The organism is Pseudomonas sp. RW407 (genome assembly GCF_003176655.1).
In the GTDB taxonomy this organism is placed as follows: domain Bacteria; phylum Pseudomonadota; class Gammaproteobacteria; order Pseudomonadales; family Pseudomonadaceae; genus Pseudomonas; species Pseudomonas delhiensis.
This window is the reverse complement of record NZ_QGSL01000091.1, coordinates 793,114-806,993: the sequence shown is the minus strand read 5'-3', so window position 1 is coordinate 806,993 and position 13,880 is coordinate 793,114. Positions and strand designations below refer to the sequence as shown.

Sequence of the window (13,880 nt, the reverse complement as noted above, 5' to 3'; positions counted from 1 at the left end):
CGCCGCCTATGGCTAAACAGAAGAAACACCCCCAGGGGACCATCGCGCAGAACAAGAAGGCTCTGCACGACTACTTCATCGAGCAACGCTTCGAGGCGGGCATCGCCCTGGCCGGCTGGGAGGTCAAGAGCCTGCGCGCCGGCAAGGCCCAGCTGGTCGACAGCTACGTCCTGCTCAAGGACGGCGAGGCCTGGCTGCTGGGCAGCCACATCACCCCGCTGACCACCGCCAGCACCCATGTGATCGCCGACCCGGTGCGCACGCGCAAGCTGCTGCTGCACAAGCGCGAGCTGGGCAAGCTGTTCGGCGCGGTGCAGCAGAAGGGCTACGCCTGCGTGGCGCTGTCGATGTACTGGAAGAAGCACCTGATCAAGTGCGAGATCGCCCTGGCCAAGGGCAAGAAGGAATACGACAAGCGCGACACCGAGAAGGAACGCGATTCCAATCGCGAGATCCAGCGCGCGATGCGGCACGGCAAGGAAGACTGAAAGCGGCGGCAGGCGGCAGGCTTCAGGCGGCAGGTAAGAGCCGCTCTTGCCTGTAGCCTGTAGCCTGTAGCCGCTCTTAAACCCCCAACCTGCGCTGCGCCCGCTGCAGGCGTCGTACTTCGTCCTGGGCTTCCTCCAGCACCTCCCGCACATAGGAAATGTGCCGGTGGGAAATGTCCCGCGCCTCTTCCGCGCGGCCTTGCATGATCGCCTCGTACAGCTCGCGGTGCTGGCTCATCAACTGCTCGCGGGTTTCCGCGCGCTGGGCGTACATGCCGCCGATGTTGGTCACCACGTTGTGCTTGAGCAGGTCGAACAGGCCGCGGATGGTGTGCAGCAGCACGGTGTTGTGGCTGGCTTCGGCGATGGCCAGGTGGAAGCTGGCGTCGGCCGCTCCTTCCTCGTCGCTGACCTTGTCGTTGTGCTGGTAGCAGGTCTGCAGCGTCTCGAAGGCGCTGGTCAGGCGCTGGTGGTCCACCTCGGTGGCGCGTAGCGCGGCGTAGTAGGCGCAGGAGCCTTCCAGGGTGTGGCGGAACTCCAGCAGGTCGCGCTGCGCCTCGGGGTTGCTCTCCAGCAGGTGCAGCAACGGGTCACTGAAGGTCGAGCCCAGGGACTGCGCGACATAATTGCCACCGCCCTGGCGGCTGACCAGCAGCCCCTTGGCCACCAGCTTCTGGATCGCCTCGCGCAGCGATGGCCGCGACACGCCGAACTGCTCCGCCAGCAGGCGCTCGGCCGGCAGGCGCTCGCCCGCCTTGAGCGTGCCCTCGAGGATCATCGCCTCGAGGCGCTCGACGATATCGTCCGACAAGCGGCGCTGCCGTACCTGATTGAAAGCCATCTTTTCCCCACCTCTTGGCCCGCCTGGCGGAAGGCCCCGTTCCACAGGCGCGGCAGCCTAACCAGCGGCGCCGGCCACAACAAGCCCGACGATCGCCTGGATCGCCCGGTCCGACAAAAGTTGTAGCCCCGCAAATTGACAGGCTACAGGGATGCTTTTACTCTGAGCGCTCGCTTTTGTAAATTGGTATTACCAATTTTCGGAAGACAACGCCGAGACGGTCGTCCGCCTGCCGCCAGCCACTTCCGGGGCTGACGCAAACCCACGACACGGCGCACCAAGACTCCAATCAAAAAACAATTAGGAGCCAAAACAGCATGCAAACCTGGCAGCAGATCTACACCCCGCTCGGCAGCCTCGGCCTGTCCGCGCTGGTCGCCGTGATCCCGATCGTCTTCTTCTTCCTCGCCCTCGCCGTGTTCCGCCTCAAGGGCCACGTCGCCGGCACCATCACCCTGATCCTCTCCATCGTCGTCGCCATCGCCGCCTACGGCATGCCGGTCGGCAAGGCCCTGGGCGCCGCGGTCTACGGCTTCCTCTACGGTCTCTGGCCGATCGCCTGGATCATCGTCGCGGCGGTGTTCCTGTACAAACTGACGGTGAAGAGCGGGCAGTTCGAGATCATCCGCAGCTCGGTCCTGTCGATCACCTCCGACCAACGCCTGCAGGTGCTGCTGATCGGCTTCTCCTTCGGCGCCTTCCTCGAAGGCGCGGCCGGCTTCGGCGCGCCGGTGGCGATCACCGCCGCCCTGCTCGTCGGCCTGGGCTTCAACCCGCTGTACGCCGCCGGCCTGTGCCTGATCGCCAACACCGCGCCGGTGGCCTTCGGCGCCCTGGGCATCCCGATCATCGTCGCCGGCCAGGTCTCGGGCATCGACGCCTTCAAGATCGGCGCCATGGCCGGCCGCCAGCTGCCGCTGCTGTCTCTGCTGGTCCCCTTCTGGCTGGTGTTCATGATGGATGGCCTGAAGGGCGTGAAGGAAACCTGGCCGGCCGCCCTGGTCGCCGGCGGCAGCTTCGCCGTCAGCCAGTACTTCACCTCCAACTTCATCGGCCCGGAACTGCCGGACATCACCTCCGCGCTCATCAGCCTGGTGTGCCTGACGCTGTTCCTGAAGGTCTGGCAGCCGGCCCACGCCGTGGAAGTGCTGGGCGTTTCCGGTGGCGCCGCCGTTGCCGGCGGTGGCGGCAGCGCCCCGCGCGCCGAACCCTCGCCCTACAGCACCGGCGAGATCATCAAGGCCTGGTCGCCGTTCCTGGTGCTCACCGTGCTGGTCACCATCTGGACGCTGAAGCCGTTCAAGGCCATGTTCCTGCCCGGCGGCGCGCTCTACAGCCTGGTGTTCAACTTCCCGATCCCCGGCCTTGACCAGCTGGTGTTCAAGGGCCCGCCGATCGCCGCGGCCGCCACCGCCCTGCCGGCCGTGTTCAAGTTCGACCCGCTGGCCGCCACCGGCACCGCGATCCTGATCTCCGCGATCGTCTCCATGTTCATCCTGCGCATCGCCGCGAAAACTGGTCTGACCACTTTCAAGGAAACCCTGGTCGAGCTGAAGTGGCCGGTGCTGTCCATCGGCATGGTGCTGGCCTTCGCCTTCGTCACCAACTTCTCCGGCATGTCCACCACCCTGGCCCTGGTACTGGCCGGCACCGGCGCGGCCTTCCCGTTCTTCTCGCCGTTCCTCGGCTGGCTGGGCGTGTTCCTGACCGGTTCGGACACCTCGTCCAACGCGCTGTTCGGCGCCCTGCAGGGCACCACCGCGCACCAGATCGGCGTCAACGACACCCTGCTGGTGGCCGCCAACACCACGGGCGGCGTGACCGGCAAGATGATCTCGCCGCAATCCATCGCCGTGGCCTGCGCTGCCACCGGCATGGTCGGCAAGGAGTCCGACCTGTTCCGCTTCACCCTGAAGCACAGCCTGCTGTTCGCCGCGGTGATCGGCGTGATCACCCTGCTGCAGGCCTATGTCTTCACCGGCATGCTCGTTCACTAAGCTGTACCTGCCGGGCCCCTGCGCTGGGGGCCCGGCCTTCACCGTCCACCCCAACCGGTGCCCTGCCAGATGATCATTTCCGCCTCCACCGACTACCGCGCCGCGGCCCAACGCAAGATTCCGCCCTTCCTGTTCCACTACGCCGACGGCGGCGCCTACGCCGAGCACACGCTGCGCCGCAACGTGGCGGACCTCTCGGACATCGCCCTGCGCCAGCGCGTGCTGAAGAACATGTCCGAGCTGAGCCTGGAAACCCGGCTGTTCAACGAGACCCTGGCGATGCCGGTGGCCCTGGCCCCGGTCGGCCTGACCGGCATGTACGCCCGCCGCGGCGAGGTGCAGGCGGCGCGCGCCGCGGCCTCCAAGGGCGTGCCCTTCACCCTGTCGACCGTCTCGGTGTGCCCGATCGAGGAAGTGGCGCCGGCCATCGACCGGCCCATGTGGTTCCAGCTCTACGTCCTGAAGGACCGCGGCTTCATGAAGAACGCCCTGGAGCGGGCCAAGGCCGCCGGCTGCTCGACCCTGGTGTTCACCGTGGACATGCCGGTGCCCGGCGCCCGCTACCGCGACGCCCACTCCGGCATGAGCGGCCCGAACGCGCCGCTGCGGCGCATGTGGCAGGCCATGACCCACCCGCAGTGGGCGCTGGACGTCGGCCTGCTGGGCCGCCCCCACGACCTGGGCAACATCTCCAGGTACCGCGGCAACCCCACGGGCCTGGCCGACTACATCGGTTGGCTGGGCGCCAACTTCGACCCGTCGATTTCCTGGAAGGACCTGGAGTGGATCCGCGACTTCTGGGAAGGCCCGATGGTGATCAAGGGCATCCTCGACCCGGAAGACGCCAGGGACGCGGTGAAATTCGGCGCCGACGGCATAGTCGTGTCCAACCACGGCGGCCGCCAGCTCGACGGCGTGCTGTCCAGCGCCCGCGCCCTGCCGGCCATCGCCGACGCGGTGAAGGGCGACCTGACCATCCTCGCCGACTCCGGCATCCGCAACGGCCTGGACGTGGTCCGCATGATCGCCCTGGGCGCCGACAGCGTGCTGCTCGGCCGCGCCTTCCTCTACGCCCTGGCGGTGGATGGCGAGGCCGGCGTGCGCAACCTGCTGGAGCTGATCGAGAAGGAAATGCGCGTGGCCATGGTGCTCACCGGCGCCAAGTCGATCAGCGAAATCACCCGCGACTCGCTGGTGCGCGAACTGGGCGCCTGAAGGCGCCCCTGTAGGAGCGAGCTTGCTCGCGAACCTGCCCAGCGCCGAGCCCGCCGGGTTCGCGAGCAAGCTCGCTCCTACGAAATCAAAAGAACACCGATGGGCCGTCCAGCGGTCCACGCTCACCGATGATGACTGGAGCCGCCATGAGCCTGCCCGCCGCGTTCCTCGACACGGTCGAACACCTGATCCCCCGCGAGCGCCGCTTCGACGACCCGCTCTCGACCCTGGCCTTCGGCACCGACGCCAGCTTCTACCGGCTGATCCCCAAGCTGGTGATCCGCGTCGAGAGCGAAGACGAGGTGCGCACCCTGCTGCGCGCCGCCCACGCCCAGCAGGTGGCGGTGACCTTCCGCGCCGCCGGCACCAGTCTCTCGGGCCAGGCGGTCAGCGACTCGGTGCTGCTGGTGCTGGGCGACAACTGGAACGGCCGCGACATCCGTGGCGGCGGCGAGCGGATCCGCCTGCAACCCGGGGTGATCGGCGCCCAGGCCAACGCCTGGCTGGCGCCCTTCGGCCGCAAGATCGGCCCCGACCCGGCGTCGATCAATGCCTGCAAGATCGGCGGCATCGTCGCCAACAACGCCAGCGGCATGTGCTGCGGCACCGCGCAGAACAGCTACAACACCCTGGCCGGCCTGCGCCTGGTGCTGGCCGACGGCAGCCTGCTGGACAGCGAGGACCCGGCCAGCGTCGAGGCCTTCCAGGCCAGCCATGGCGAAATCCTCGAAAGCCTGGCCGAACTGGGCCGGCAGACCCGCGCCAACGCCGAGCTGGCAGCGAAGATCCGCCACAAGTACCGGCTGAAGAACACCACCGGCTTCTCCCTCAACGCCCTGGTGGACTACGACCAGCCGCTGGACATCCTCACCCACCTGATGGTCGGCTCCGAAGGCACCCTGGGCTTCATCAGCGCGGTGACCTACGACACCGTGCCGGACCACCCGCACAAGGCCAGCGCGCTCATCGTCTTCCCCGACGTGGAGACCTGCTGCAAGGCCGTGCCGGTGCTCAAGCAGCAGCCGGTGTCCGCCGTGGAGCTGCTGGACCGCCGCAGCCTGCGCTCGGTGGAGAACATGCAGGGCATGCCGGCGTGGGTGAAGAGCCTGTCCGCCGGCGCCTGCGCGCTGCTCATCGAATCCCGCGCGGCGACGCAGACGCTGCTGCACGAACAGCTGGCGCAGATCATGGCCTCCATCGCCGAATTCCCGGTGGAGAAGCAGGTCGACTTCAGCGAAGACCCGCTGGTCTACAACCAGCTCTGGCGCATCCGCAAGGACACCTTCCCGGCGGTGGGCGCGGTGCGCGAGACCGGCACCACGGTGATCATCGAGGACGTCACCTTCCCCGTCGAACAACTGGCCGAGGGCGTCAACCGGCTGATCGAGCTGTTCGACAGGCACGGCTACGACGAGGCGATCCTCTTCGGCCACGCCCTGGAGGGCAACCTGCACTTCGTCTTCACCCAGGGCTTCGACTCGCCCGAGCAGGTGGCGCGCTACTCGGCCTTCATGGACGACGTGGCGCACCTGGTGGCGGTGGAGTACGGCGGCTCGCTGAAGGCCGAGCACGGCACCGGGCGCAACATGGCGCCCTTCGTCGAGCTGGAATGGGGCCACGACGCCTACCAGCTGATGTGGCAGCTCAAGCGCCTGCTGGATCCCCAGGGCATCCTCAACCCCGGCGTGATCCTCACCGACGACCCGCAGCTGCACCTGAAGAACCTCAAGCCGCTGCCGGCCGCCGACGAGATCGTCGACAAGTGCATCGAATGCGGCTTCTGCGAGCCGGTCTGCCCGTCCAGGGGCCTGACCCTCAGCCCGCGCCAGCGCATCGTCATGTGGCGCGACATCCAGGCTAAACGCCGCAGCGGCGCCGACACCACGCAACTGGAGCGCGACTACCAGTACCAGGGCATCGACACCTGCGCCGCCACCGGTCTGTGCGCCCAGCGCTGCCCGGTGAACATCAACACCGGCGAGCTGGTGAAGAAACTGCGCGGCGAGCAGGCCCGCCACGCCGGCACCGCCACCTGGCTGGCGCGCAACTTCGCCACGGCGATGAAGGGCACGCGCTTCATGCTCCACGCGGCCAACGGCGCGCGCATGCTGCTTGGCGCGCCGCGCCTGGCCAGCCTCAGCGCGTCCATCAGCCACGCCAGCAAGGGCCGCGTACCGCAGTGGACGCCGGCCATGCCGCAGCCAGTGCGCTTCACCGCGCCACAGGCCGCCGCCGACGGCGACAAGCCGCGGGTGGTCTACCTGACCGCCTGCGTATCCCGCGCCATGGGCCCGGCGGCCGGCGACGAGGAGCAGGTGCCGTTGATCGACAAAACCCGCCAATTACTGGAGAAAGCCGGCTACCAGGTGGTGTTCCCGGACAACGCCGACAACCTCTGCTGCGGCCAGCCCTTCGCTTCCAAGGGCTACAAGCAGCAGGCCGACGACAAGCGCGACGAACTGCTCGCCGCGCTGCTGCAGGCCAGCCGCGGCGGGCTCGACCCGATCTACTGCGACACCAGCCCCTGCACCCTGCGCCTGGTCCAGGACCTGGCCGACAGCCGGCTGCAAATCTACGACCCGGTGAAGTTCATCCGCACCCACCTGGTCGACCGCCTGGACTTCCAGCCGCTGGACAAGCCGGTGGCGGTGCACGTCACCTGCAGCACCCAGCACCTGGGCGAAAGCCAGGCGCTGATCGACCTGGTGCGCCGCTGCGCCCGGGAAGTGGTGGTCCCCGAGGGCATCCACTGCTGTGGCTTCGCCGGCGACAAGGGCTTCACCACCCCGGAACTCAACGCCCACTCGCTGCGCAGCCTGAAGGACGCGGTGCAGTACTGCGACGAAGGCGTGTCCACCAGCCGCACCTGCGAGATCGGCCTGAGCGCCCACGGTGGCATCGACTACCACGGGGTGGTCTACCTGGTGGACCGGGTAACCCGACCACGCGCAGAGGCAATGAATCGCGGATAAATCCGCTCCTACCACGCCGGTGGGCATGGCTTCTTGTAGGAGCGAGCTTGCTCGCGAACAGACTCCTCTGCGGGGCTCATTCGCGAGCAAGCTCGCTCCTACGAAGAGCATCCCAGACAGTTGCTCCTACAGGTTGACTCCTACCTATCCGCCCACGCCGAACGGCCCCCTCTCCCTTCAGGGAGAGGGCTGGGGAGAGGGTGCGGAGTCAACCCAAAGCACTGCAGCCGCCGGGTAGTCCCGTTCGCGAGCAAGAGCTAGGCGCCCCCCTCGCTCCTGCGATAGCGCTGCCCCGCGGGCTCCTCGTAGGATGGGTGGAGCGAAGCGATACCCATCGCCATGGCCCCATGGGTTTCGCAAGCTCAACCCATCCTACGAAAAGCGCCTCGGCGCGAAGATACGCAATCGCGCGCAGGAGCCCAGCCCCGCCTTAACCAGGCGTTAAGCCGGCGCTGCCAGCCTCTGCCGCGAAACCGCCGCTGCGGCTATCCTGCTGCGGATGGCCGCGGCGGTACCGCGCGAAAGGGGGCGAACATGAGAATCCTGCTGGCTGAAGACGACCCGCTGCTGGGCGACGGCATCCGCGCCGGGCTGGGCCTGGAAGGCGATACCGTGGACTGGGTGACCGACGGCGTGGCCGCCGACCAGGCCCTGGCCACCGACGAATTCGACCTGCTGGTGCTCGACCTCGGCCTGCCGCGCCGCGACGGCATGGAGGTGCTGCGCGGCCTGCGCCGGCGCGGCGACATGACGCCGGTGCTGATCCTCACCGCCCGCGACAAGGTCGCCGACCGCGTGGCCGGCCTGGACGCCGGCGCCGACGACTACCTGAGCAAGCCCTTCGACCTCGACGAACTGCTGGCCCGCGTGCGCGCCCTCACCCGCCGCCACACCGGCCGCGCCCAGCCGGTGCTGGAACACGGCGAGCTGCGCCTGGACCCGGCCACCCACCAGGTCAGCCTGGGCGGTGAGGCGGTGGAACTGGCCCCACGCGAATACGCCCTGCTGCGCCTGCTGCTGGAACAGCGCGGCAAGGTGCTCTCGCGCACCCGCCTGGTGGAAGCCCTGTACGGCTGGGACGGCGAGCTGGAAAGCAACGCCATCGAAGTCCACGTGCACCACCTGCGGCGCAAGCTGGGCAACGAGCTGATCCGCACCGTGCGCGGCATCGGCTACGGCATCGACCGCCCGGCCAAGGACGCGCCTTGAGCGCCACGCCCGGGCGCACGCGCCGCGCCGGCTCGCTGAGCCGGCGCCTGCTGTTGCTGCTGATCGGCGGCGTGAGCCTGTGCTGGGTGCTGGCCGGCACCCTCACCTACCACCTCGCCTCGCGCCAGGTGGACCGCCTCTACGACGAGGACATGATCGACTTCGGCGAGGCCGCCCTGCGCCTGGTGGACGTCGCCGGCGGCCAGGGCGAGCTGATCGCCCGCAGCCGCAAGGCCATCGAGGGGCTGCCGCTGGTCAGGCGCGAATCCGCCCTGGGCTACAGCCTCTGGTACCAGGGCCAGCCGCTGTTCGCCACGGCGGGCCTGCCCTCCGGCCTGGAGGCCCTGGAGACCGGCTTCTCCGAGATCAGCCACGGCGGCATCACCTGGCGCGTCCTGCAGCTGAGCACCCGCGACGAGAACGCGCGCATCTGGGTGGTGGAGAACCTCCACCACCGCAGCCACACCCTGCACCTGCTGCTGCTCAGCGCGCTCTTCCCGCTGCTGCTGGCCCTGCCGCTGCTGGCCCTGCTGGTGTGGTTCGGCGTCAACAACGGCCTGGCGCCGCTGCGCATCCTCACCGCGCAACTGCACCAGCGCGACGCCCACAGCCTGCAACCCCTGGCGCTCAACCGGGCGCCGGTGGAAGTGCACAGCCTGGTCAACGAACTCAACCTGCTGCTCGAACGCCTGGGTACCGCCATGGAGGCCGAGCGCCGCCTCACCAGCGACGCCGCCCACGAAATCCGCACGCCCCTGGCCAGCCTGCGCACCCACGCCCAGGTGGCGCTGCGCTCCTCCGACCCGGCGGTGCTCGCCCATGGCCTGCAGCAGGTCAGCCGCAGCGTCGAGCGCATCGGCACGCTGATGGAGCAGATCCTCCTGCTGGCGCGCCTGGACAACGAGGAACTGCACGAAACCTTCACCCGCGTCGACCTCGGCCAGCTCAGCGAGGAAACCATCGCCGAGCTGGCCCCCCAGGCCATCGACAAGGGCATCGAGCTGACCCTGGAGAACCAGGGCGCCGAGGTCATGGGCGTGTCGGTGTGGCTGGGCATCATGCTCGGCAACCTGGTGGGGAACGCCCTGCGCTACACCCCAGAGGGCGGCCGCGTGGAAGTGCGCCTGGGCACCGAGGGCACCCAGGTGCAGCTGTGGGTGCTGGACTCCGGCCCCGGCGTGGCCGCCGCCGAGCAGGCCGCCATCTTCACCCGCTTCTACCGCAGCCCCGGCGTCGCCTCCGGCAGCGGCGGCAGCGGCCTGGGCCTGCCCATCGTCAAGCGCGTGGTGGAAATCCACCAGGGCCGCATCAGCCTGCACCCGGGCCTGGACGGCCGCGGCCTGGGCGTGCGGGTGGAACTGCCGTCCGCGCAACTTTCCTGAACCCCGGCACGGCCACCGCAGTCCACCGTACAGGCCCCGCTCGCCTGGCGAGTCGCCGCCTGCGTCATGTTCAGCCGTACAGGTACCGCATCATGAAAACCACCATCCTGTTCATCAGTGCCGCGCTGCTCGCGTCGCCGGTGTTCGCCGCCGACCGCTGCAGCGACAACCTGCAGCGGATCGACGAGAGCATGCAGAGCACCAACAGCAGCGACAGCGTGCAGGAGCAGGCCATGCGTCTTCAGGAGAAAGCTGCCCAGGCCCAGGAACAAGGCAATACCCAGGCCTGCGTCGCCATGACCGAGAAAGCCCTGAAACTGCTGAAGGCCTCGTCCAGCAGCTGACCCGCCCCGTGTTGGGCGCCATGCGTCATAAGCCGGGCTGAGGGCCCGTCATTCGCGAGGCCCCGGTTCGTTCCGGGGCCCCGCTTCATCCCTAAGATGGAGCGATTCCACGCCAGAAGAACGACAAGCGGAATCGCCCATGCCCATCACCTGCCTGCTGATCGCCAACCGTGGCGAGATCGCCATCCGCATCGCCCGCGCCGCCGCCGAACTCGGCATCCGCAGCGTCGCCGTCTTCGCCGAGGACGACGCCGCCTCGCTGCACACCCGCCAGGCCGACCAGGCCGTGCCCCTGCGCGGGCGCGGCGCCGCCGCCTACCTGGACATCGCCCAACTGATCGAAGTGGCCCTGGCCCAGGGTTGCGATGCCGTGCACCCCGGCTATGGCTTCCTTTCCGAGAACGCCGGGTTCGCCCACCGCTGCGAAGCGGCCGGCCTGCGCTTCGTCGGCCCCGACGCCGAAGTCCTGGAACGGTTGGGCGACAAGGCCCGCGCCCGCGAGCTGGCCAGCCAGCACGGCGTGGCCCTGGCCGCCGGCACCAACCGCGCCACCAGCCTGGAGGAAGCCGAGCGCTTCTTCGCCCAGCTGCCCAGCGGCGCCGGCATGATGATCAAGGCCCTGGCCGGCGGCGGCGGGCGCGGCATGCGCGCGGTGCGCCGGCGCGAGGACATCGCCGAAGCCTATGCGCGCTGCCAGTCGGAAGCCCGCGCGGCCTTCGGCAACGACGCGCTCTACGTCGAGCGCCTGGTGGAGCGCGCCCGGCACATCGAGATCCAGGTCATCGGCGACGGCAGTGGCCAGGTGAGCCACCTGTGGGAGCGCGACTGCAGCCTGCAGCGGCGCAACCAGAAGCTGCTGGAAATCGCCCCCAGCCCCGGCCTGCACCCGCGCCTGCGCGGCGCCATCACCAGCGCCGCGGTGCGCCTGGCCGAAGCGGTGCGCTACCGCGGCCTGGGCACCTTCGAATTCCTCCTCGACGAGGACAGCGGCGACTTCCTGTTCATGGAAGCCAACCCGCGCCTGCAGGTGGAACACACCATCACCGAGGCCATCACCGGCATCGACCTGGTCCAGGCCCAGCTGCGCCTCGCCGCCGGCGCCAGCCTGGCCGAGCTGGGTTTGCAACAGGCAGACATCCCCGCCCCGCGCGGCTTCGCCCTGCAACTGCGGATCAACCTCGAAAGCCTGGCCGCCGACGGCACACCGCAACCGGCCAGCGGCGTATTGGCCGCCTACCAGCCGCCCAGCGGCCCCGGCCTGCGGGTGGACGGCTACGGCTACCCCGGCTACCGCACCGGCGCCGGCTACGACTCGCTGCTGGCCAAGCTGATCGTCCAGGCGGCGGATTATCCACAGGCCCTGCGCAAGGCCTACCACGCGCTCTGCGAATTCCGCATCGAAGGCGTTGCCAACAACATCCCGCTGCTGCTCAACCTGCTGCGCCGCCCGGAGCTGGCGGACAACCAGGTGAGCACCCGCTTCATCGAGCAGCACCTGGCGGAGCTGCTGGCCGGCGGCGAGCACCCGCACCGCTGGCTGGGCAGCGCCGGCGGCGAACAGGCCGCGCGCAGCCACGCGGCACCGCCCGGCTGCCTCGCCCTGAACGCCCCCGGCGCCGGCGTGCTGGTCAACCTGCTGGCCGCCCCCGGCGACGCCGTGGCCAGCGGCCAGGTGATCGCCATCGTCGAAGCCATGAAGATGGAATTCGAGGTCAAGGCCAGCGCCAGCGGCATCGTCCATAGCCTGGCCGCCGAGCCGGGCGACAGCCTCGACGAAGGCGCGCCGCTGCTGTTCGTCGAACCGGCGGAAGTGGCCGCGCTGGACGAAGGCCAGGCCGGCGAGCTGGACCTCGAACACATCCGCGCCGACCTCGCCGAAGTGCTCGAACGCCACGCCATCGGCCTCGACGAGCGGCGCCCGGAAGCCATCGCCAAGCGCCACGCGGCGGGCAAGCGCAGCGCCCGGGAAAACCTCGCCGACCTGCTCGACCCCGGCAGCTTCATCGAATACGGCGGCCTGGCCATCGCCGCGCAACGCCGGCGGCGCAGCCTGGAGGAGCTGCAGGCGCTCAGCCCGGCCGACGGCCTGGTCACCGGCCTGGGCAGCGTCAACGCCGCGCAGTTCGGCGAGGAAGCCGCGCGCTGCCTGGCCATCGCCTACGACTACACGGTGTTCGCCGGCACCCAGGGCGTGATGAACCACAAGAAGAGCGACCGCATGCTGCAACTCGCCGAGCAATGGCGCATTCCGCTGGTGCTCTACGCCGAAGGCGGCGGCGGGCGCCCCGGCGACAGCGACTACCTGGGCGTGGCCGGGCTGGACTGCGCCACCTTCATGGGCATGGCGAAACTCTCCGGGCTGGTGCCGCTGGTGGGCGTGGTTTCCGGCCGCTGCTTCGCCGGCAACGCCGCGCTGCTGGGCTGCTGCGACGTGATCATCGCCACCCGCGACAGCAGCATCGGCATGGCGGGCCCGGCGATGATCGAGGGCGGCGGCCTGGGCCGCTACGCCGCCGAGGAAGTCGGGCCGAGCAGCGTGCAGGGCCCCAACGGGGTGATCGACGTGCTGGTGGAGGACGAGGCCGAAGCCACCCGCATCGCCCGCCAGTACCTGTCCTACTTCCAGGGCGAAGTCGCCGACTGGCAGTGCGCGGACCAGCGCCACCTGCGCCACGCCGTGCCGGAGAACCGCCTGCGCGCCTACGACATCCGCCAGGTCATCGCCACCCTGGCCGACGAAGGCTCGGTGCTGGAACTACGCCGGCAGTTCGCCCCGGGCATGATCACCGCGCTGGTGCGCATCGAGGGCAAGCCCTTCGGCCTGATCGCCAACAACCCCGCGCACCTGGGCGGCGCCATCGACGCCGTGGCCGGCGACAAGGCCGCGCGCTTCATGCAACTGTGCGACGCCTTCGACCTGCCGATGCTGTCGCTGTGCGACACCCCCGGCTTCATGGTCGGCCCGGAGGCGGAAAAGCAGGGCACGGTGCGCCACGTCTCGCGCATGTTCGTCACCGCCGCCAGCCTGAGCGTGCCCTTCTTCACCGTGGTGCTGCGCAAGGGCTATGGCCTGGGCGCCATGGCCATGGCCGCCGGCAGCTTCCATGCCTCGCTGTTCACCATCGCCTGGCCCAGCGGCGAGTTCGGCGCCATGGGCCTGGAGGGCGCGGTGCGGCTGGGCTACGCCAAGGAGCTGGCGGCCGTGGAGGACGCCGGGGAACGGCAGAAGCTGTTCGACAAGATGGTCGCTGCGGCCTATCGCCACGGCAAAGGGCTGAACATGGCCAGCTTCCTGGAGATCGACGACGTCATCGACCCGGCCGAGACCCGCCGCTGGCTGCTGCGCGGCCTGGCGTCGACGCCGAAAGCGGCGAAACGCGCCGGCAAGAAGCGCCCTTTGATCGACACATGGTGAAACAAGCCCTTGAGCGC

General features: G+C 69.2%; 9 protein-coding genes. 8 read left to right on the top strand and 1 reads right to left on the bottom strand.

Going from position 1 to position 13,880, the window contains the following annotated elements:
• Nucleotides 1–8: 8 nt before the first annotated feature.
• Nucleotides 9–488, top strand: coding sequence for an SsrA-binding protein SmpB (gene smpB / locus DK254_RS16070; RefSeq protein WP_089390218.1), 480 nt, complete (start codon nucleotides 9–11; stop codon nucleotides 486–488).
• 76 nt (nucleotides 489–564) lie between these two features.
• On the opposite strand, the gene DK254_RS16065 is transcribed toward smpB, so the two are convergent.
• A complete protein-coding gene (locus tag DK254_RS16065) occupies nucleotides 565–1,329 on the bottom strand; it encodes an FCD domain-containing protein (protein WP_109934553.1) in 765 nt (254 codons plus the stop codon).
• A 317-nt stretch (nucleotides 1,330–1,646) separates the two neighbouring features.
• On the opposite strand from DK254_RS16065, the gene DK254_RS16060 reads away from it, so the two are divergent.
• From DK254_RS16060 to DK254_RS16030, 7 genes are all read left to right on the top strand, one after another.
• Nucleotides 1,647–3,326, top strand: coding sequence for a lactate permease LctP family transporter (locus tag DK254_RS16060; RefSeq protein ID WP_109934552.1), 1,680 nt, complete (start codon nucleotides 1,647–1,649; stop codon nucleotides 3,324–3,326).
• 69 nt (nucleotides 3,327–3,395) lie between these two features.
• A complete protein-coding gene (gene lldD, locus DK254_RS16055) occupies nucleotides 3,396–4,541 on the top strand; it encodes an FMN-dependent L-lactate dehydrogenase LldD (RefSeq protein WP_089390215.1) in 1,146 nt (381 codons plus the stop codon).
• 146 nt (nucleotides 4,542–4,687) lie between these two features.
• Entirely contained in the window at nucleotides 4,688–7,513 is a 2,826-nt protein-coding gene (locus DK254_RS16050) for an FAD-binding and (Fe-S)-binding domain-containing protein (protein WP_109934551.1), read from the top strand.
• A 534-nt stretch (nucleotides 7,514–8,047) separates the two neighbouring features.
• A complete protein-coding gene (locus tag DK254_RS16045) occupies nucleotides 8,048–8,722 on the top strand; it encodes a response regulator (RefSeq protein ID WP_089390213.1) in 675 nt (224 codons plus the stop codon).
• Nucleotides 8,719–10,104 carry a HAMP domain-containing sensor histidine kinase gene (locus tag DK254_RS16040; RefSeq protein ID WP_109934550.1) on the top strand — a complete coding sequence of 462 codons (1,386 nt, stop codon included), beginning with the start codon at nucleotides 8,719–8,721 and terminating at the stop codon, nucleotides 10,102–10,104. Before DK254_RS16045 ends, DK254_RS16040 begins: the two co-directional genes overlap by 4 nt.
• A 92-nt stretch (nucleotides 10,105–10,196) precedes the next feature.
• Nucleotides 10,197–10,448 carry a hypothetical protein gene (locus DK254_RS16035; protein ID WP_009613086.1) on the top strand — a complete coding sequence of 84 codons (252 nt, stop codon included), beginning with the start codon at nucleotides 10,197–10,199 and terminating at the stop codon, nucleotides 10,446–10,448.
• 139 nt (nucleotides 10,449–10,587) lie between these two features.
• Nucleotides 10,588–13,863 (top strand): carboxyl transferase domain-containing protein, encoded by a 3,276-nt coding sequence (locus DK254_RS16030; protein WP_109934549.1) that lies wholly within the window; start codon nucleotides 10,588–10,590, stop codon nucleotides 13,861–13,863.
• The last annotated feature ends 17 nt before the right edge of the window (nucleotides 13,864–13,880 follow it).